A 20,145-nucleotide genomic window follows, 5' to 3' on the forward strand; every position below is an offset into this window, starting at 1 on the left:
GCGTGCGTCCCGGCGGCTCGCCTGCCGGCAAGGGTTGCCCTTCTGTCGGACGGCCCTAAACATGCACGATGAATTCGCGGACCAATTTGCTGCCGAAGTAGGCGAGCATGAGCAGGCAGAAGCCGCTCAGGGTCCAGCGGATCGCCGTGTGCCCGCGCCAGCCGAGGCGGTGGCGGCCGATCAGCAAGGCGGAGAAGACCAGCCAGGCCAGACAGGCGAGCAGGGTCTTGTGCACCAGGTGCTGGGCGAACAGGTCGTCGAGGAACAGCCAACCCGAGAGCAGCGATAGCGAGAGCAGTCCCCAGCCTGCCCAGAGAAAACCGAACAGCAGGCTTTCCATGGTCTGCAGGGGCGGGAAGTTGCGGGCCAGGCCAGAAGGATGCTTGTGCTTGAGTTGATAGTCCTGCAGCAGCAGCAGCAGGGACTGGAACATGGCGATGGTGAGCATGCCGTAAGCGAGAACCGACAGCAGGATATGGGCGAGGATCCCGGGCTCCTCGTCGACTCCCTTCAAGGTGCCGACCGGCATGAACTGCGCCAGCAGCACGGTGAGCGCACCCAGCGGCAGCAGCAGCAACAACAGGTTCTCCACCGGCATGTAGAGGCTGGCGAGCAGAGTCAGGGCGATCACTGCGGCGGCGATTAGGCTGGAGGCGTTGAAGAAGTGCAGGGTCAGGCCGTTCGACCCCAGCAGTTGCAATGCCAGGCTGATACCGTGGGCGATCAGGGCCAGGATGCCCAGCAGCAGGAGTAGGCGCTTGTCCGGCAGGCTGTGCCTGGTCAGGCGCATGCCTTGGTAGAGCGTGGCGGAGGCGTATAGACCGGCGGCGGCGAGGCTAGGCAACAGTGGATGCATGAGTCCGGGTCTGGCAGATCCTAAAGCCCCGAGTGTGGCATACAACCGGCTTCTCACGAAAGACCGCCCGCGGTGTCGGCTCTGGGCTCTTCGTTATATAATTGCCGGCCCGCTGCAAGCCCACCCTGGGCTCTCGAGCCCGAAAGGAACGTGCATGTTCGAAAACCTTACCGATCGCCTTTCCCAGACCCTTCGTCATGTCACCGGCAAGGCCAAGCTGACCGAGGACAACATCAAGGATACCCTGCGCGAAGTGCGTATGGCTCTGCTCGAGGCCGATGTCGCGCTGCCGGTGGTCAAGGAGTTCGTCAATCGGATCAAGGAGCGTGCTGTCGGCACCGAGGTTTCGAAGAGCCTGACGCCGGGGCAGGCCTTCGTGAAGATCGTCCGCGTCGAGCTGGAAACGCTAATGGGGGCGGCCAACGAGGATCTGTCGCTGAATGCGACGCCGCCGGCGGTGGTGTTGATGGCTGGCCTGCAGGGGGCGGGCAAGACCACCACCGTGGGTAAGCTCGCGCGCTTTCTCAAGGAGCGCCGCAAGAAGTCGGTCCTGGTGGTGTCCGCTGACATCTACCGTCCGGCGGCGATCAAGCAGTTGGAAACCTTGGCCGAAGAGGTCGGCGTCACCTTCTTCCCATCCGATACCGCTCAGAAACCCGTGGATATAGCCCAGGCGGCGATTCGCGAGGCGCGGCTCAAATTCATCGACGTGGTGCTGCTGGATACCGCCGGCCGTCTGCACGTCGATGCCGACATGATGGAGGAGATTAAGCTCCTGCATGCCGCCGCCAAGCCGGTCGAGACCCTGTTCGTGGTCGATGCGATGACGGGCCAGGATGCTGCCAACACGGCCAAGGCCTTCGGCGATGCTCTGCCGCTGACCGGCGTGGTGCTGACCAAGGTGGATGGCGACGCGCGTGGCGGTGCCGCCTTGTCGGTCCGCTACATCACCGGCAAGCCGATCAAGTTCATCGGCATGGGCGAGAAGAGCGATGCCCTGGAGCCCTTCCACCCGGATCGCATGGCTTCGCGCATCCTCGGCATGGGCGATGTGCTCAGCCTGATCGAGGAGGCCGAGCACAAGCTCGACCGCCAGAAGGCGGAGAAGCTCACTAGCAAGTTGAAGAAGGGCAAGGGCTTCGACCTTGAGGATTTCCGCGATCAGTTGCAGCAGATGAAGAACATGGGGGGGCTCGGCGGGCTAATGGACAAGCTGCCGGCCATCGGTGGCGTCAACTTGGCGCAGATGGGTAATGCCCAGGGCGTGGCGGAAAAGCAACTGATGCAGATGGAGGCGATCATCAACTCCATGACCCCGGCCGAGCGCCGGGATCCGGACATCATCAGCGGTTCGCGCAAGCGGCGCATCGCTCTCGGTTCTGGCACCCAGGTGCAGGATGTCGGCCGTTTGATTAAGCAGCACAAGCAGATGCAGAAGATGATGAAGAAATTCACCGCCAAGGGGGGCATCACCAAGATGATGCGTGGCATGGGTGGCATGTTCCCCGGCGGTCGGCTACCCAAGATCTAGCGGCCGCCCGCTCGATGCCGAGCTCGGTGGCATGAACTCGAAAAGCCGTTTGCAAAATGCTGCATAACCTTTAGAATATGCGGCCTTTCGGGCCATGAGCCCAGTGTGCAATCTGGTTTTGCAGCACCGACTACAGGAACAATGTTCACATGGTAACCATCCGTCTTGCCCGTGGCGGCTCCAAGAAGCGCCCCTTCTACCACCTGACCGTGACCGACAGCCGCAACGCTCGCGACGGCCGTTTTGTCGAGCGCATCGGTTTCTTCAATCCGGTCGCCTCGGGCGCCGAAGTGAAGCTGTCCGTGGACCAGGAGCGTGCTACCTACTGGCTCGGCCAGGGCGCCCAGCCGTCCGAGCGCGTCGCTCATCTACTCAAGGAAGCAGCCAAGGCGACCGCCTGACTTCGACATGGACATGACGCCTGCATCCGTCGATGGGCTGATCGTTATCGGCAAAATCACTTCGGTGCATGGCGTCCGTGGCGAAGTGAAGGTCTATTCCTTCACCGATCCGATCGACAATCTGCTGGATTACCGTTTCTGGACGCTCAGGCGTGGCGACGAACGACGTCAGATTGAGCTGGTTCGAGGGCGCCCGCAGGGCAGGCTCTTGGTGGCCAAGCTGAAGGGAATCGAGGATCGCGACGGGGCGCGCGCCCTGGCGGATTTCGAAGTCTGCGTTCCCATCGCTCAACTGCCCCGGTTGGACGAAGGTGAGTTTTACTGGCATCAGCTCGAAGGCCTGCGGGTGGTCGACCAAGAAGGTCGCTTGTTCGGCAAGGTCGATCATTTGCTGGAAACCGGTGCCAACGATGTACTGGTGGTCAGGCCCTGTACCGGTAGCCTGGACGACCGGGAGCGCCTCCTGCCCTATACGGAGCAGTGCGTGTTGCGGGTGGATCTGGCGGCCGGCGAGATTCGGGTGGACTGGGATGCGGACTTCTGAGCATGCAGGTCGAGGTCATCAGCATCTTCCCGGAGATGTTCGCCGCCATCCGCGATTTCGGCATAACCAGCCGGGCGGTCAAACAGGGATTGCTCAGGCTCAACTGCTGGAATCCTCGCAGTTTCACGGAGGATCGTCACCAGACGGTGGACGATCGTCCGTTCGGCGGCGGTCCGGGCATGGTCATGAAGATCCAGCCTCTGGAGCGTGCGCTGCTTGCGGCCAAGACGGCCATCGGGGGGCGGGCGAAGGTGATCTATCTGTCGCCGCAGGGCCGTCGGCTGAAGCAGCAGGCGGTGCTCGAGCTGGCGCGGGAGGAGGCATTGATCCTCATCGCCGGCCGTTACGAGGGTATCGACGAGCGCTTCATCGAGGCGCATGTGGATGAGGAGTGGTCGATCGGCGATTATGTTCTGTCCGGCGGCGAATTGCCGGCCATGGTGCTGATCGATGCGGTTACCCGGTTGTTGCCCGGTGCGCTGGGGCATGCCGATTCCGCCGAAGAGGACTCGTTCACCGATGGCCTGCTCGATTGCCCGCACTACACCCGACCGGAGGTGTATGAGGGAAAACGTGTTCCTGAGGTGCTGCTGAGCGGCAATCACGAGCACATCCGGCGCTGGCGTCTGCAGCAATCCCTCGGGAGGACCTGGGAGCGCCGCGCCGATCTTCTGGATAGCCGCTCGCTTTCTGGAGAAGAGCAAAAGCTGTTGGCGGAATATCTTCGCCAACGGGACGATAGTTGACGTATCGATGGCGGGCCAGGGGCCTGTCTCAGGAGCACTCAGATGACCAACAAGATCATTCAGCAGCTCGAAGCCGAGCAGATGAGCAAAGAGATTCCGGCTTTCGCCCCGGGCGATACCGTGATCGTGCAGGTGAAGGTGAAGGAGGGCGAGCGCCAGCGTCTGCAGGCTTTCGAGGGTGTGGTCATCGGCAAGCGCAACCGCGGCCTGAATAGTGCTTTCACCGTGCGCAAGATCTCCAGCGGCGTGGGCGTCGAGCGTACTTTCCAGACCTACAGCCCGTTGGTCGACAGCATTACCGTCAAGCGCCGCGGTGACGTGCGCAAGGCCAAGCTGTATTATCTCCGCGAACTGTCCGGCAAAGCGGCACGCATCAAGGAAAAGCTTTCCTAATCAAGGGCTTTTCCCTCGAAAAAGCAGCCGGAAGGCTGCTTTTTCGTTTGTATGTCCGCCGACAGGCGTAACTCCTGCCTTGCAGCGTACAACAACAAAATACCGCCAGTGGCATCCATCTATTTTTATCTGGAAGTAGTGGCATGACCCCTAGAGAGCAAGAAATCCAGCGTCGGATCGCGTTGTCCGAAACCCGCATCACCAAAGCGGTCTTTCCGTTCACCACCAACCACCACAACACCCTGTTCGGCGGTACCGCGCTGGGCTGGATGGACGAGATTTCATTTATTACGGCGACGCGCTTCTGCCGTCTGCCGACGGTTACGGTTTCCTCCGACCGGGTCGACTTCAGGCATCCGATTCCGGGCGGTTCGATCGTCGAACTGATCGGTCGGGTGGTGCAGGTCGGCAATACCAGTTGCAAGGTCGAGGTGGAGATCTTCGTCGAAGGCATGTATTGCGGTACCCGCGAGAAAGCCATCACCGGCGTATTCAGTTTCGTCGCCATCGACGAAAACAAGAAACCACGGGCTATACTGCCCGGCTTTTCACCGGAAAAGGACGAAGTGGCCTGAGTGGTTGCTCGCCAATGTGAGTTCCCGGACTCCCTGGCGGCTTTTTCCGGTCTGTTCTGGCAAGGATCGGCATGCCTGGCGTCGAGCATCCACAGATCGAGCGTTTTCTCGAAGCCCTCTGGCTGGAAAAGGGCCTTTCGGCGCATACCCGGGCGGCCTATCGCAGCGATCTCGAACTTTTCAACGGCTGGCTGTGCGAGCGCGGCCTGGAGCTGGTCGAGGTTGGGCGCGAGCTGATCCTTGATCATCTGGCTTGGCGGGTCGATGCCGATTACAAGGCGCGCTCCACGGCTCGTTTTCTTTCCGGTCTGCGAGGCTTCTTCCGCTATCTGCTGCGCGAGGGCGTGATCGCCAGCGATCCGACCCTGCAGGTAGATCTGCCGCAATTGGGCCGTCCCCTGCCCAAGTCCCTTTCCGAGGCCGATGTCGAGGCGCTGCTGGCAGCGCCGGAAGAGGACGATCCGCTCGGGCTGCGCGATCGGGCCATGCTCGAGGTGCTGTATGCCTGTGGCCTGCGGGTCAGCGAACTGGTCGGCCTACGCCTGGAGCAGTTGAACCTGCGTCAGGGGGTGGTGCGGGTGTTCGGCAAGGGCAGCAAGGAGCGCCTGGTGCCTCTGGGCGAGGAGGCCATCGCCTGGCTTGAGCGCTATCTGGTCGAGGCCAGGCCGCTGCTGCTGAGCGGGCGGCCGAGCGACGTGCTCTTTCCCAGCCTGCGTGGCGAGCAGATGACCCGGCAGACCTTCTGGCACCGCATCAAGCATCACGCCCGAATGGCGGGGATCGGCAAGAATCTGTCGCCGCACACCCTGCGCCATGCCTTCGCCACCCATCTGCTCAATCACGGTGCCGATCTTCGCGTGGTGCAGATGCTTCTCGGCCACAGTGACCTGTCGACCACTCAGATCTATACCCATATTGCTCGGACGCGTCTGCAGGAGCTGCATGCGCGACATCATCCGCGTGGCTGAATGAGCCGTCCAGGGTATCCGCCTGTGATAGGCTCTGCCCATTCGCATCGTTCCTCTGGAGTATCCATGCGCGTTTCCCCCCTTTTCGCTGCCGTGGCGCTCGGTTTGGCAAGCACTCTGGCCCTGGCGGCCGATCCCGGCCAGGCCATTCGCAAGGCCCTGCAACAGATGCAGCCGGGGCTGCTGATCGAGTCCATCGCTGAAAGCCCGATGACGGGGCTCTACCAGGTCCAGTTGAAAGGGGGGCGAATGCTCTATGCCAGTGCCGATGGCCAATTCGTCATGCAGGGCTATCTGTATCAGCTCAAGGACGGCAAGCCGCTCAACCTCACCGAGAGGGCGGAAAGCCTAGCCGTGGCGAAGGCCATCAACGGTATACCGGCCGGCGAGATGGTGATCTTCGCGCCCAAGGAACCGAAGACCCACATCACCGTCTTCACCGACACCGATTGCGGCTACTGTCAGAAGCTGCACAGCGAGGTGCCCGAGCTGAACCGGCTCGGTGTCGAGGTGCGCTACGTGGCTTTTCCGCGCCAGGGCATCGGTTCCCACGGCTACGGGGATCTGGTGAGTGTCTGGTGTGCCAAGGACCGCCAGGCGGCGATGAACAAGGCCAAGGCGCGGGAGAAAGTGCCGGCGGCCACCTGCGAAAACCCGGTCGCCAAGCAATTCGAGCTGGGTCAGATGATCGGCGTGCAGGGCACTCCCGCCGTGGTGCTGGCCAATGGACAGATGATCCCCGGTTACCAGCCGGCGGCGCAGTTGGCCAAGCAGGCCCTGACAGCCCAGTCGACCGACTGAGCGGGGCGCCGCGCCTTCGGCGTTCGCGGGCGGCACGCTAATTGACTAAAGGCCGAGTGCTTCGTAATGTGCGGCTCTTTTCTCTGCGGTCGGGGCATATCCGGCCGCTCTCTGCGGTGAAGATGGGGGAGTTTCAGCGTGAAACCGGTCAAAGTAGGCATATGTGGACTGGGTACCGTCGGCGGCGGCACCTTCAATGTGCTCAAGCGCAATGCCGAGGAGATCGCCCGCCGCGCCGGGCGTGACATCGAGATCGCCCAGATCGCCATGCGCAGCTCCAACCCGAAATGCGATATTGCCGGCGCCCCCATCGCCGCCGATGTCTTCGAACTGGTCGACAATCCGGAGATCGAGGTCGTCGTCGAGTTGATCGGCGGTTGCAGCCTGGCCCGCGAATTGGTGCTCAAGGCCATCGACAACGGCAAGCACGTGGTCACCGCGAACAAGGCGCTGATCGCCGTGCATGGCGACGAACTCTTCGCCAAGGCCCGCGAGAAGGGCGTGATCGTCGCCTTCGAGGCAGCGGTGGCCGGCGGCATCCCGGTGATCAAGGCGATCCGCGAGGGTCTGGCCGGCAACCGCATCAACTGGGTGGCCGGCATCATCAACGGTACCGGCAACTTCATCCTCAGCGAAATGCGCGAGAAGGGCCGGGCCTTCGCCGACGTGCTCAAGGAGGCTCAGGCGCTGGGCTACGCCGAGGCCGATCCGACCTTCGACGTGGAGGGCATCGATGCCGCCCACAAGCTGACCATCCTCGCTTCCATCGCCTTTGGCATTCCGCTGCAATTCGACAAGGCCTACACCGAAGGCATTTCCAGGCTCATCAGCGCCGACGTCGGTTACGCCGAGGCGCTGGGTTACCGCATCAAGCACCTGGGCATCGCACGGCGCACCGCCGAGGGCTTCGAGCTGCGCGTGCACCCGACGCTGATCCCGGCTGACCGCCTGATCGCCAATGTCAACGGTGTGATGAACGCGGTGATGGTCAACGGCGATGCCGTGGGCTCGACCCTGTTCTGCGGCGCTGGCGCCGGCATGGAGCCGACCGCCTCGGCGGTGGTGGCCGACCTGGTGGACGTGGTCCGTGCCATGACTTCCGACCCGGAGAACCGCGTGCCGCACCTGGCCTTCCAGCCCGATGCGCTGTCCGCCCACCCGATCCTGCCGATTTCGTCCTGCGAGAGCGCCTACTACCTGCGCATCCAGGCCAAGGACCATCCGGGCGTGCTGGCCCAGGTAGCGGCCATCCTTTCCGAGCGTGGCATCAATATCGAGTCGATCATGCAGAAGGAGGCCGAGGAGCACGACGGCCTGGTTCCCATGATCCTGGTCACCCACCGAGTCCGGGAGCGCTGTATCGACGAAGCCATCGCCGCCATGGAGGCACTCGAGGGCGTGGTCGGCAAGGTCGTCCGCATCCGCGTCGAACAGCTCAACTAATCCGCTACAAGCCGCCCGCCGTCCGCCGCCAGTCGAGCCCCGCTGCGGCCCGGGGCCGCGGCCCGAACCTAAGGTTTGCACACATGCGCTACATCAGCACCCGTGGCCAGGCGCCGGCCCTGAATTTCGAAGACGTGCTGCTGGCCGGCCTGGCCAGCGACGGCGGCCTCTACGTGCCGGAAAGCCTGCCGCGCTTCACCCTCGAGGAGATCGCCTCCTGGGCCGGCCTGCCGTACCACGAGCTGGCCTTTCGGGTGATGCGCCCGTTCGTCGCCGGCTGCATCGCCGACGCCGACTTCAGGCGGATTCTGGAAGAGACCTACGGCGTGTTTGCCCACAAGGCGGTGGCGCCGCTGACCCAACTGGGCGCCAACGAGTGGGTGCTCGAACTCTTCCAGGGCCCGACCCTGGCGTTCAAGGACTTTGCCCTGCAGCTGCTCGGCCGTCTGCTCGACCATGTGCTGACCAAGCGCGGCGAGCGCGTGGTGATCATGGGCGCCACTTCGGGCGACACCGGTTCGGCCGCCATCGAGGGCTGCAAGGCCTGCGACAACGTCGATATCTTCATCATGCACCCGCACAACCGCGTGTCCGAGGTGCAGCGCCGGCAGATGACCACCATCCTCGGCGACAACATCCACAACATCGCCATCGAGGGCAATTTCGACGACTGCCAGGAGATGGTCAAGGCCAGCTTCGCCGACCAGGGTTTCCTCAAGGGTACCCGGCTGGTGGCGGTCAACTCGATCAATTGGGCGCGGATAATGGCCCAGATCGTCTACTACTTCCATGCCGCCCTGCAGCTCGGCGCGCCGCATCGCTCGCTGGCCTTCTCGGTGCCGACCGGCAACTTCGGCGACATCTTCGCCGGCTACCTGGCGCGCAACATGGGCCTGCCGGTCAACCAACTGATCGTCGCCACCAACCGCAACGACATCCTGCACCGCTTCATGTCCGGCAACCGTTACGATAAGGACACCCTGCACCCGTCGCTGTCGCCGTCCATGGACATCATGGTGTCGTCTAACTTCGAGCGCCTGCTGTTCGACCTGCACGGCCGCAACGGCGCTGCCGTCGCCGCGCTGATGGAAGCCTTCAAGGCCACCGGCAAGCTGTCGGTCGAGGACGACCGCTGGACCGAGGCGCGTCGTCTGTTCGACTCGCTGGCGGTGGACGACGAAACCACCTGCGCGACCATCGCCGGGGTGCACGGCGAAACCGGCTACCTGCTCGATCCGCACACCGCGATCGGCGTCAGGGCTGCCCGCGAATGCCGGCGCAGCCCAGCCCTGCCGATGGTCATTCTGGGCACCGCGCACCCGGTCAAGTTCCCCGAGGCGGCGGAGAAGGCCGGCATCGCCGCCGTTCCGCAACTGCCGGCGCACCTGGCCGACCTGTTCCAGCGCGAGGAGCGCTGCTCCGTGCTGCCTAACGACTTGAAGGCGGTGCAGGCCTTCGTCAGCCAGCACGGCAATCGCGGCAAGCCTCTGTAGAGCGCCGCAGCTCGAACCCTAAAGCCGTTTTCCAGCAGGAGGGCGGCTTTTTCCTTTTCCTTCATATCCTCCATGATCGGGCCGCTCGCGGTTCCTCCGTCTCCCGCGAGCGCCTGTCTTGCTGCCTGGAAAACGGGCCCTGCGGAAACTTTCCGCGTGCCGGCAAGTCATTTGCGGGCTGCAAACAGCCTTCTCATCACTTGGAGTGTCTGGATATGGAAAGCACGCGTGAGTTGCTGGTCGAGGCGCTGGCGCCTTACAAGATCGATATAGGAGGAGTTCGTTCGGATGGCAGTCGGTTGCTGACGTTGCAGAACGGAGCTGGCAAAATCCTGATCGAGCGGCCGTTGAGTCCGGTGCAGTTGATGGACAAATGGTTGCTCATCGATGTCGTGGACGGCATCCATCGCGACCTGCGCATCCTCGAGGGACGGCTCACTCCCAAGGTGATCGCGGCGCTGGAGCGGGGGCAATGCGCCCGGCAGAGCGACGTGTTCTGAGTCCGATGGGCGACCGGATGCGCGATGATCGTTGCGGGCCTTTCGCTTGCGCCCGGATACTGGCGCATTCCGTTTCCATGCCGGGTGGTGGGTCGCTCCGGCAACGGACGTTGCGCATGGGCGGACCGGAGGAGGAGAGCACGGCACAGGGAAGTGTGGCCAGGCACGTCAGGAAACCTGCGGGTTGCTAAGACGCTGACTCATGGCGCCGCGCCCGAACGGTTCGGGCATGGCTTCCGAGGGCTGGTGCCATGCCATTGGCGCACGTAAAGTCTCGCCTCCCGGTCCCGGCCCCAGCCTGTCCATGACCTTGCATCTGCCCACCCTGCTGCTGACGGTTGTCTACGTCCTGATCCTGCTGGGCCTGCTGATGCTGCATGCTTGGTGGCGCAGCGAAGGCGAGTCGACCCTCGGCTACATGGCCAGCACGCTGCTGGTAGCTGCTGCCGGCATGCTGCTGAGCAGCCTGCGCGGCGTCGGCATCGATACCCTGTCCATCGTGCTCGGCAACATGCTGCTGCAATTGTCGGGCGGATTGGGCTGGACGACTTCGCGGGTGTTCGCCGGGCGACCGGCTTGGTGGCCGGGAATCATAGGCGGCGCGTTGCTCTGGGGGCTACTCTGCCTGTGGCCGACATTCCTGGCCTTGCTACCGCTGCGGGTGGCGATCGCCAACCTGCTGGTCATTCTCTACAGCGCGCTGGGGGCCTGGGAGCTCTGGCGTGTCCGCGCCTCCCTGACGGTCTCCGTCGCGCCGGCGCTGGGGATGCTGGTCCTGCACGGCACTTTCTACTGCCTGCGGTTGTTGTTCGATCACGGCGCCTCCATTGGCCTGCGCTGGAGCGAAAGCGTTGCCGACTTTATGGCTTGGGTGGTGCTAGAGGCCTTCCTGTTCGCCAACGGCATCGCCTTCGCCACCTTGGCCATGGTCCGCGAGCGCGCCGAGCAGCGCTACCGAGCGGTCGCCTATCGCGATCCGCTTACCGACATCGGCAACCGCCGGGCCTTCACCAGCGGCGGCGAGGTTCTGTTGGCCCGCTGCGCCGCCGAGGGACGGCCGGTGGCCTTGCTGCTCTGCGACCTCGATCATTTCAAGCGACTGAACGATACCCATGGGCACGCTATGGGCGATGCAGCGCTGGTCGCCTTCGGCCGTCTGCTCGCCTTGAAGATCCGCCAGCAGGATATCTGCGGGCGTATCGGCGGCGAGGAGTTCGCCTGTTTGCTGCCAGGGGCGGACAGAACGGTATCGCTGCAGGTGGCCGAGCGCATCCGCCAGGCCTGTAGCGAACTGTCGCTGGAACCAGGGGTGCGCGTCAGCGTCAGCATCGGCGTCGCCTCCAGCGAACAGGCCGGGTACGACCTGTCGCGCCTGCTGGCGCTGAGCGATCAAGCGCTGTACCTGGCCAAGGCCAACGGTCGCGATCAGGTCGAGTGTTCCGCCGACTGACGCCCGCAGCGCGGATTCGGGGTACACTTGCCGCCTTTCGAAGCGGACCGGATGCCTGCCCATGGCCCTGCAAGCCACGCCTTACAAAGTCGAACTCAATCTCACCGACCTGGATCGCGGCGTCTACGAGAACTTGCGCTTCACCGTCGCCCGGCATCCTTCGGAAACCGAGGAGCGCCTGGCCGTGCGGCTGATCGCCTATGCTCTTTGGTACGACGAGCAACTGGCTTTCGGCCGCGGCCTGTCAGACGTCGACGAACCGGCGTTGTGGCTGAAAAGTCTCGACGACCGCGTCCTGCACTGGATCGAAGTCGGCCAGCCGGACGCCGAACGCCTGACCTGGTGCTCGCGCCGCGCCGAGCGGGTCAGCCTGCTGGCCTACGGCAGCCTGCGGGTCTGGCAGGGCAAGGTGCTGGAGGCGGTGAAGGGCCTGAAGAATCTCAGCGTGGCGGCTGTGGGCCAGGAGGCCCTGGAAGAACTGGCCCGCGACCTGCCGCGTTCGCTCAGTTGGAGCCTGATGATCAGCGACGGCGCCTTGTTCGTCACCGACGAGCGCGGTCAGCACGAGATTCCCCTGGAGTGGCTGCTCGGCGAGCGCTGAGCGACGTTTCCCCGTAAGGCGGGAGTGTCCCGCCAGTCTTCGAATCCGGCGGCGGCTGCCGCCCTAAAATTACCATCCAATGCGAATCGAATCCCGTCCACTGCCCGAGCCCTTGCCCGACCTGGGCGATCTGCCGCCGCTTCTGACCCGGCTCTATGCCGCCCGTGGCGTGCAGTCCGCCGCCGAACTGGACAAGAAGCTGGCGCAACTGTTGCCCTACCGCCGGCTCAAGGGCATCGAGGCTGCGGTGGCGCTTCTGGTCGAGGCGCTGCGCGAGCGTCGGCGCATCCTCTTCGTCGGCGACTTCGATGCCGACGGTGCTACCGCCAGCACGGTCGGCGTGCTCGGCCTGCGCCTGCTCGGCGCCGTGCATGTCGACTATTTGGTGCCGAACCGCTTCGAATACGGCTACGGTCTGACTCCAGAGATCGTCGCCGTGGCCCTGGAGCGCCGGCCGGAGCTGCTGGTGACGGTGGACAACGGCATTTCCAGCCTTGACGGGGTGGCCGCGGCCAAGGCCGCCGGCCTGCAGGTGCTGGTCACCGACCATCACCTACCGGGCCACGAACTGCCGGTGGCGGACGCTATCGTCAATCCCAACCAGCCGGGCTGCGACTTCCCCAGCAAGGCCCTGGCCGGGGTCGGGGTGATCTTCTACGTGCTGCTGGCGCTGCGCGCCCGTCTGCGCGAACTGGGCTGGTTCGCCGGGCGGAGCGAGCCGAACTTGGCCGAACTGCTCGATCTGGTCGCCCTGGGCAGCGTCGCCGACGTGGTACCGCTGGACGCCAACAACCGCATCCTGGTCCACCAGGGGTTGGCACGCATCCGCGCCGGACGGGCGCGACCGGGGTTGCGCGCGCTGCTCGGGGTGGCCGGGCGCGACCCGCGACGGATCACTTCCACCGATCTCGGCTTCATCCTCGGGCCGCGGCTCAACGCCGCCGGGCGGCTGGACGACATGTCCCTCGGTATCGAATGCCTGCTCTGCGAGGATGAGGAACTGGCCCGCGAGATGGCGGTGCAGCTCGACCAGCTCAACCAGGACCGCAAGGCCATCGAGCAAGGCATGCAGCGTGAAGCCCTGGCCCAGCTCAGGGAACTGCCGGTCGAGAAACTGCCCTTCGGCCTCTGCCTGTTCGAGCCGGATTGGCACCAAGGGGTGATCGGCATCCTCGCCTCGCGCCTTAAGGAGCGCTACCACCGCCCGGCCATCGCCTTCGCCGACGCCGGCGACGATCTGCTCAAGGGCTCGGCGCGTTCGGTGCCGGGGTTTCATATCCGCGATGCGCTGGATGCGGTGGCGGCCCGGCAGCCGGGGCTGATCAGCAAGTTCGGTGGGCACGCCATGGCCGCTGGGCTGTCGCTGCCGCGGGAGAACTTCGGCGCCTTCGCCGCGGCGTTCGATGCCGAAGTACGCCGCCAGCTCCGCGCCGACGACCTGAATGGGCGACTGCTCTCCGACGGCCCGCTCGGCATCGAGGAGTTCCACATCGACCTGGCCCGGGCCCTGGGCCAGGCCGGCCCTTGGGGGCAGCACTTCCCGGAGCCGCTGTTCCACGGGGTCTTCCAGCTCGTCCAGCAGCGGCTGGTTGGCGAGCGCCACCTGAAGCTGGTGGTACGCAGCGAGTGCGGTGCGCTGCAGCTCGACGCCATCGCTTTCAATATCGATCGCGAGCTATGGCCGAATCCGACGGTGCGCTGGGCCGAACTGGCCTATCGGCTGGACGTTAACGAGTACCGTGGGCGGGAGAGCGTGCAACTGCTGGTGGTGCACATCGAAGCGCGCTGAGTGGGCTTGGCGTTGCCTGGCACCGCTTTGCCGGCGGCGCCAGGCGGTGCTCAGCGACGGCTGATGGCCAAGGCGAGCAGGCTGCCGGACACGATCACCCCGGCCAGCAGGTACAGGGCGGCGTCGGTGGAGCCTGTCGTGTCCTTAATCCAGCCGACTAGGTAGGGACTGAGGAAGCCGGCCATCTGTCCCATCGAGTTGATCAGGGCCAGGCCGCCGGCGGCGGCGCCGGCACTGAGGAAGGCGGTCGGTAGCGGCCAGAACATCGGCAGGCCAGTGAGTGCGCCCATGGTCGCGATGCTCAGGCCGAGGATGGCGAAGATGGGATTGTCAGCGAAGTTCACCGCGATCAGCAGGCCGGCGGCGCCCATCCACATCGGTACCACCAGGTGCCAGCGGCGTTCGTTGCCCAGGTCGGCCGAGCGGCCGGTCAGCAGCATGAACAGCCCCGCCAGCAGGTAGGGAATGGCGCTGATCCAGCCGATCACCAGGGCGTCGGTGAAGCCAAGGCTTTTGATGATCGACGGCAGCCAGAAGTTGATCGCGTAGACCCCGCTCTGAATGCAGAAATAGACCAGGCCGAGGGCCCATACGGTGGGGTTGCGGAACACCGCGGCGAAGGAGTCGGTGACCTTCTCTGCCTTGTTCGCCGCCTCTTCGCGCAGATCGGCTTCAAGCAGGCTGCGTTCGGTGTCGTTCAGCCAGCGGGCCTTGGCGAAGCCGTCGCTGAGCAGGAACAGCGCCAGCACGCCGAGCGCCACGGTCGGCAGACCCTGGATCAAGAACATCCACTGCCAGGCGGCGAGGCCGCCCTGGCCGGCCGCGAAATGGTTAAGGATCCAGCCGGAGAAGGGCCCGCCGAGCAGCCCGGAGACCGGGATCGCCGACATGAACAGGGCCATGATGCGGCCACGACGGCTGGCCGGAAACCACTGCGACAGGTAGAGCACCATGCCCGGGAAGAAGCCGGCCTCTGCGGCGCCAGTGAGCAGGCGCAGGGCATAGAACTGGCCGGGGCTCTTGACCAGCAGCAGAGCGGTGGAGAACAGGCCCCAGGCGATCATCATCACGGCGATCCAGCGGCGCGGGCCGAAGCGGGTCAGCGCCAGGTTGCTGGGCACGCCGCAGAGCACGTAGCCGATGAAGAAGATCCCGGCGCCCAGGCCGTAGACGGTCTCGCTGAACGACAGAGCTTCGAGCATCTGCAGCTTGGCGAAGCCGACGTTGACGCGGTCGATGTAGTTGAACAGATAGCAAATGAAGATGAATGGAATGAGCCGCAGGGTGATCTTGCGGTACAGCGCATTCTTTTCCTTTTCGTCACTGCCAGCGGCAGGGCAGGCAGTGCTATTCGACATGGACATGCTTGTCTCTCTCAATGGCTGTTATGGAGCCGGTACACTCCTTATCGGTCAAGTATCGGTGATCGTTTCACAGTTGTCTTTGGCGATCTGCACGGATGGATATCCGCTTATTTGTGCAAATGAACAGTTCTTTCCGCCATAATACCGACCGCTCCGGCTGGACGATCGGTCAGGGACTCGGTCGAGGTGCTGGGGCGGGGAAAGCTGGAGTCTGTCGCCGACCGTTTGGCCGCCTGGAGGGAAGGGGCAATGGCTGGCTCCAAGGATTGAAAGGGCTCTTCTGGCAAGGCCGGACAGAGGTCCCAACAGGGAGCGGACTTGCATGTTCGAATTGGACTACGGACTGGCGCAGGATATCGTCTCGCGTGCAATGGCGATCCTGCCGTACAACGTCAATGTGATGGACAGCCAGGGGCTGATCCTCGCCAGTGGCGAGCGCAGCCGGATCAATACCCGCCACGAGGGCGCGCAGCTGGTACTGGCCAACGGCCGGGTGGTGGCGATCGACAGCCAGGTGGCGGCCTGCCTGAGGGGCGTGCAGCCGGGGATCAACCTGCCGCTGTTCCTCGACCGGCGGCTGATCGGGGTGCTCGGCATCACCGGCGATCCCGAGCAGGTGCGCATCTATGCCGAACTGGTGCGCATGAGCGCCGAAATGTTGGTCGCCCAGCGTTATCAGCAACAAGTGGAGCGGCACTGGCGCCGACAGCGTAGCGACGATCTGCTGGCGTTACTGCTGGAAGAGGGGGGCGACATTCTCCGGCTGTTCGACGAGGCCCACCTGCTCGGCCTCAAGCCGCAGCTGGGGCGCACTCCCTGGCTGTTCGAGCTGGCCGAGGGAGTGTCTGCCGAGCGGCTGGGCGACTGGCTGCTGGCGTGCTATCCGGACAGCTGGTGCGTGTCGCCGGCGGCCAGCTCGCTGCTCTGGTGCCGGCCGGGAGCCGTCGTCCATGACGAGGCGCGCCTGCTGGAAAGGATCGAGGGACAGGGTTGGTGGATTCTCCGCGTCGCCGTCGGCGAACGGGCCGAGGGCGTCGACGGCGTGCGTCGCGGTTACCGCCGGGTGCGCGACCTGCTTGCCTATGGTCGGGCGATCCTCGCCGACCAACGCCTGCTCAGCCTGCAGCGGCACCGCCTGCCCGCCTTGCTCTGGCGTTTCCGCGACGACGAGGCGGTCGACGAACTGCTACGTCCGTTGCGGCGTCTGCGCGCGCGCGATGCCGGTGGCCAGCTATTGCGCACCCTGCGCAGCTGGTGCGAGCACGGCGGACAGAATCAGGCCTGCGCCGATGCCCTCGGCGTGCACCGCAACAGCCTGCGCTATCGCATGGAACGGATCGCCGAGCTGAGCGGGGTCGATCCACTAAGCCTGGACGGTCTGCTGAGCCTCTATCTGGGCGTGCAGCTGTTGCCGGAGGAGCCGCCGGCCTGAGTTTTTATTCCTTTGCACAGAGCTTGCGTGCTGAACTTTGTCGTTCCGTCGACGCGCCTTGGGCGATTGCTCAGCAGAGTGAGTCTGGCGCGTGTGCGCATCCCATACTCCAAGACAGGAAAAGAAAGTTCGCCATGAAAATCGTAATTGCTCCCGATTCGTTCAAGGAAAGCCTGTCCGCCGCCGAGGTGGCTGCGGCCATCGCCGTCGGGCTCGGTGAGGTCTGGCCGCGGGCCGAACTGCTCTGCCGGCCGATGGCCGACGGTGGCGAGGGTACAGTGGAGGCGGTGATCGCCGCGGTCGGCGGCGAGCGGCGTGAAATTCTGGTACGCGGCCCGCTTGGCGAGCCGGTGCTGGCGCACTGGGGATGGATCGCCGAGAGCCGCAGCGCGGTGATCGAGATGGCCGCGGCCAGCGGCCTGCATCTGGTGCCGCCGGACCGCCGCGATGCCTTGCGCAGCTGCACCTATGGCACCGGCGAGCTGATCCTTGCGGCGCTGGAGGCCGGCGCCGAGCGGATCGTCCTCGGCTTCGGCGGCAGCGCCACCAACGACGCCGGCAGCGGCATGCTGAGTGCTCTCGGCGTACGCCTGGAGGATGCCGAAGGCCGGCCGTTGCCACCCGGCGGGGCGGCCCTGGCGCAGCTCCACAGGATCGATCCGGCGGGACTCGATTCGCGCCTGGCGGCGGTGGCCTTCGAGGTCGCCTACGATGTCGACAACCCGCTCTGCGGGCAGCGCGGCGCCTCGCAGGTGTTCGGTCCGCAGAAGGGCGCCACGCCGGAGCAGGTGCGTCAGCTCGACGCCGCCCTCGGCCATTTCGCCGATGTCTGTGCGGCGACGCTGGACCGCGACGCCCGGGACCTCCCCGGCAGCGGCGCGGCCGGCGGCATCGGCTTCGCGGCGCGGACCTTCCTCGGCGCGGCCTTTCGCCCCGGTATCGAGCTGGTCGCCGAGGTCAGCGGTCTGGAGCAGGCCGTGATGGGCGCCGACCTGGTGATCACCGGCGAGGGGCGGCTCGACGAGCAGACCCTGCACGGCAAGACGCCGATAGGCGTGGCGGGCATCGCCAAGCGCCACGGCGTGCCGGTCGTAGCCCTGGCCGGCGTGCTCGGAGACGGTTACGAACGCCTCTACGGGCACGGCATCGATGCCGCCTTCAGCCTGGCACCGGGACCGATCAGCCTGGCTGCCGCCCTCGCTGACGCCTCCGTCCTGCTGCGTCGGCGCGCCGCCGACATCGCCCGGCTCTGGCAGCTGGCGCGTGGCTGAAAATCGTGGTATTCCCGGCTGCTTGCCGGGCCTGTCCCTGCGGGTGCAGGCCTGGCTCCCGTCTAGAGTTGAAGTGTCGACCATTCGTTCGGATTCAAGGGAGTGTTGCCATGAGCCTGTTGTTCGAGCCCCTGACTTTGCGTCAACTGACCTTGCCCAACCGCATCGTCGTATCGCCAATGTGCCAGTACTCGGCCCGGGACGGGCTGGCTAACGACTGGCATTTGGTGCACCTGGGCAGCCGTGCGGTGGGCGGAGCCGGGCTGGTGATCTTCGAGGCCACCGCGGTCGTCGCTGAAGGGCGCATTTCCGCCCAGGATCTTGGCCTCTGGAATGACGAGCAGATCGAGCCGCTGCGCCGCATCACCTCTTTCATCGAGTCCCAGGGCTCGCTGGCCGGCATCCAGTTGGCCCATGCCGGACGCAAGGCGGGCGTCTGGCAACCCTGGCTGGGCCGGCCGGGCAGCGTGCCGCTCGAGGAGGGCGGCTGGGTTCCGGTCGGCCCCTCGGCAATTCCCTTCGATCCTCGCCACAGGGTGCCCGAAGTCCTCGACGAGGCCGGTATCCACGAGGTCGTCCGGGCCTTCGTGCAAGCCGCCGAGCGTGCCCTGGCCGCCGGTTTCAAAGTCGTCGAAGTGCACGCCGCCCATGGTTACCTGTTGCATCAATTCCTCTCGCCGTTGTCTAACCAGCGTCGGGACCAGTACGGCGGCAGCTTCGACAACCGCATCCGCCTATTGCTGGAGGTGACCGAGGCGGTACGCGCGGTATGGCCCGAGACCCTGCCGTTGTTCGTCCGCCTGTCGGCCACCGATTGGGTGGAGGAAGGCTGGAACCCGGAGGAGACGGTAGCGCTGACCCGGCGCCTCAAGGCACTGGGCGTCGATCTGATCGACGTGTCTTCCGGCGGCACCGCGGCCGCGGCGGAAATTCCCGTCGGGCCCGGCTACCAGACCCGCTTCGCCGAACAGATACGCCGCGAAGCGGGGATCGCCACTGGCGCGGTGGGCATGATTACCGAGGCGGCGCAGGCCGAGCACATCCTGCGCACCGGCCAGGCCGACCTGATCCTGCTAGCCCGCGAGCTGCTGCGCGATCCCTACTGGCCGCTGCATGCAGCGGACTTTCTCGGCGACAAAGCGGTGCCCTGGCCGGCGCAATACGTGCGGGCCGCGCATCGCGACACGCCGTTCCGCGAGTCCGGCGAACTCGACTGACCCGCCGGCCTCGTTTTCCGATCCAAAGGAGACTGCGCTATGAATACCAGCGGATTGCTCGACCAACTCCTCAAGTCCGCCCAGACCTTTCGCCAGCAAGGACAGTCGATGCCCGGCGGCGGGGACAGGGCGGGCGGTAGCTTGCTCGGCGATATCCTCGGTGGTGCCGGTGGCGGTTCCCTGGGCGGCTTGATGGGCGCTGGCGGCAAGGGTGCCCTGGCGGCAGGCGCCCTCGGCTTGCTGCTCGGCAAGCGGCGGCTCGGCAAGCTCGGCGGCAACGCCATGGCTTACGGCGGTCTTGCCGCTCTCGGGGTGCTCGCCTACAAGGCCTTCAGCAACTGGCAGGCGCAGCAGGCCGGGACTCCCGGGCGCGAGCCGCAGACCCTTGACCGCCTGCCGCCGGAAAAGGCCGAGAGGCATAGCCAGGCCGTACTCAAGGCACTGGTCGCTGCGGCCAAGGCCGACGGGCATGTGGACGAGCGCGAGCGCCAACTGATCGAAACCGAGTTGGCGAAGGTCGCGGAGGATGCCGAGTTGCAACGCTGGCTGCAGGCCGAGCTGAGCAGGCCGCTGGATCCGGCCGAGGTGGCTAGGGCCGCCGACACGCCGGAGCTGGCTGCGGAGATCTACCTCGCGAGCCTCCTGGCGGTCGACGAGGAGCAATTCATGGAGCGCGCCTACCTGGACGAGCTGGCCCGGCAGTTGAAGCTAGACCCGCAACTCAAGGCGGAGCTGGAAACCCAGGCCAAGGCGGCCTGAACCCGCTGGCG

At 65.2% G+C, this 20,145-nt stretch carries 20 protein-coding genes; 18 read left to right on the forward strand and 2 right to left on the reverse strand.

Annotation, left to right across the window (positions count from 1 at the left end):
* Positions 1-55: 55 nt before the first annotated feature.
* Positions 56-856 carry a cytochrome C assembly family protein gene (locus ACGI6K_RS04445; protein WP_376947635.1) on the reverse strand — a complete coding sequence of 267 codons (801 nt, stop codon included), beginning with the start codon at positions 854-856 and terminating at the stop codon, positions 56-58.
* Between the two features lie 154 nt (positions 857-1,010).
* Between ACGI6K_RS04445 and ffh the strand changes: the two genes are divergently transcribed.
* From ffh to recJ, 14 genes are all read left to right on the forward strand, one after another.
* Positions 1,011-2,387, forward strand: a complete 1,377-nt coding sequence (ffh, locus tag ACGI6K_RS04450) for a signal recognition particle protein (protein ID WP_376947633.1) — start codon at positions 1,011-1,013, stop codon at positions 2,385-2,387.
* 149 nt (positions 2,388-2,536) lie between these two features.
* Positions 2,537-2,788: a 30S ribosomal protein S16 gene (gene rpsP / locus ACGI6K_RS04455; protein WP_376947631.1), complete on the forward strand. Its 252-nt coding sequence runs from the start codon at positions 2,537-2,539 to the stop codon at positions 2,786-2,788.
* A 7-nt stretch (positions 2,789-2,795) separates the two neighbouring features.
* Entirely contained in the window at positions 2,796-3,332 is a 537-nt protein-coding gene (rimM, locus tag ACGI6K_RS04460) for a ribosome maturation factor RimM (protein ID WP_376947629.1), read from the forward strand.
* A 2-nt stretch (positions 3,333-3,334) separates the two neighbouring features.
* A complete protein-coding gene (gene trmD, locus ACGI6K_RS04465; RefSeq protein WP_376947627.1) occupies positions 3,335-4,078 on the forward strand; it encodes a tRNA (guanosine(37)-N1)-methyltransferase TrmD in 744 nt (247 codons plus the stop codon).
* A gap of 42 nt (positions 4,079-4,120) precedes the next feature.
* The gene (gene rplS, locus ACGI6K_RS04470) at positions 4,121-4,471 is read left to right on the forward strand and encodes a 50S ribosomal protein L19 (protein ID WP_376947625.1); all 351 of its coding nucleotides are present in this window, start codon (positions 4,121-4,123) and stop codon (positions 4,469-4,471) included.
* 143 nt (positions 4,472-4,614) lie between these two features.
* Complete coding sequence (locus ACGI6K_RS04475) at positions 4,615-5,046, forward strand: acyl-CoA thioesterase (protein ID WP_376947623.1); 432 nt, start codon at positions 4,615-4,617, stop codon at positions 5,044-5,046.
* 71 nt (positions 5,047-5,117) lie between these two features.
* Entirely contained in the window at positions 5,118-6,014 is an 897-nt protein-coding gene (gene xerD, locus ACGI6K_RS04480; protein ID WP_376947621.1) for a site-specific tyrosine recombinase XerD, read from the forward strand.
* A gap of 66 nt (positions 6,015-6,080) precedes the next feature.
* On the forward strand, positions 6,081-6,815 hold the full coding sequence (locus tag ACGI6K_RS04485) for a DsbC family protein (protein ID WP_376947619.1): 735 nt from the start codon (positions 6,081-6,083) through the stop codon (positions 6,813-6,815).
* A gap of 138 nt (positions 6,816-6,953) precedes the next feature.
* Positions 6,954-8,258, forward strand: a complete 1,305-nt coding sequence (locus ACGI6K_RS04490; RefSeq protein ID WP_376947617.1) for a homoserine dehydrogenase — start codon at positions 6,954-6,956, stop codon at positions 8,256-8,258.
* Positions 8,259-8,341: 83 nt separating this feature from the next.
* Entirely contained in the window at positions 8,342-9,751 is a 1,410-nt protein-coding gene (gene thrC, locus ACGI6K_RS04495; RefSeq protein ID WP_376947615.1) for a threonine synthase, read from the forward strand.
* Positions 9,752-9,966: 215 nt separating this feature from the next.
* Positions 9,967-10,251: a DUF3509 domain-containing protein gene (locus tag ACGI6K_RS04500; protein WP_376947613.1), complete on the forward strand. Its 285-nt coding sequence runs from the start codon at positions 9,967-9,969 to the stop codon at positions 10,249-10,251.
* A 202-nt stretch (positions 10,252-10,453) separates the two neighbouring features.
* Positions 10,454-11,701, forward strand: coding sequence for a GGDEF domain-containing protein (locus ACGI6K_RS04505; protein ID WP_376947611.1), 1,248 nt, complete (start codon positions 10,454-10,456; stop codon positions 11,699-11,701).
* A 61-nt stretch (positions 11,702-11,762) separates the two neighbouring features.
* The gene (locus ACGI6K_RS04510; RefSeq protein ID WP_376947609.1) at positions 11,763-12,302 is read left to right on the forward strand and encodes a YaeQ family protein; all 540 of its coding nucleotides are present in this window, start codon (positions 11,763-11,765) and stop codon (positions 12,300-12,302) included.
* Between the two features lie 79 nt (positions 12,303-12,381).
* Positions 12,382-14,091 carry a single-stranded-DNA-specific exonuclease RecJ gene (gene recJ, locus ACGI6K_RS04515; RefSeq protein ID WP_376947607.1) on the forward strand — a complete coding sequence of 570 codons (1,710 nt, stop codon included), beginning with the start codon at positions 12,382-12,384 and terminating at the stop codon, positions 14,089-14,091.
* 50 nt (positions 14,092-14,141) lie between these two features.
* Here recJ and ACGI6K_RS04520 read toward each other — a convergent pair whose 3' ends face one another.
* Positions 14,142-15,449: an MFS transporter gene (locus ACGI6K_RS04520; RefSeq protein WP_376947653.1), complete on the reverse strand. Its 1,308-nt coding sequence runs from the start codon at positions 15,447-15,449 to the stop codon at positions 14,142-14,144.
* A gap of 328 nt (positions 15,450-15,777) precedes the next feature.
* Between ACGI6K_RS04520 and ACGI6K_RS04525 the strand changes: the two genes are divergently transcribed.
* The 4 genes from ACGI6K_RS04525 (at position 15,778) to ACGI6K_RS04540 (ending at position 20,134) form a co-directional block, all read left to right on the forward strand.
* Positions 15,778-16,887, forward strand: a complete 1,110-nt coding sequence (locus tag ACGI6K_RS04525; RefSeq protein ID WP_376947605.1) for a CdaR family transcriptional regulator — start codon at positions 15,778-15,780, stop codon at positions 16,885-16,887.
* Positions 16,888-17,021: 134 nt separating this feature from the next.
* The gene (locus ACGI6K_RS04530; RefSeq protein WP_376947603.1) at positions 17,022-18,158 is read left to right on the forward strand and encodes a glycerate kinase; all 1,137 of its coding nucleotides are present in this window, start codon (positions 17,022-17,024) and stop codon (positions 18,156-18,158) included.
* Between the two features lie 110 nt (positions 18,159-18,268).
* Positions 18,269-19,375: an NADH:flavin oxidoreductase/NADH oxidase gene (locus ACGI6K_RS04535; protein WP_376947601.1), complete on the forward strand. Its 1,107-nt coding sequence runs from the start codon at positions 18,269-18,271 to the stop codon at positions 19,373-19,375.
* 39 nt (positions 19,376-19,414) lie between these two features.
* On the forward strand, positions 19,415-20,134 hold the full coding sequence (locus ACGI6K_RS04540; protein WP_376947599.1) for a tellurite resistance TerB family protein: 720 nt from the start codon (positions 19,415-19,417) through the stop codon (positions 20,132-20,134).
* Positions 20,135-20,145: the final 11 nt, after the last annotated feature.

The organism is Azorhizophilus paspali (genome assembly GCF_043587585.2).
In the GTDB taxonomy this organism is placed as follows: domain Bacteria; phylum Pseudomonadota; class Gammaproteobacteria; order Pseudomonadales; family Pseudomonadaceae; genus Azotobacter; species Azotobacter paspali.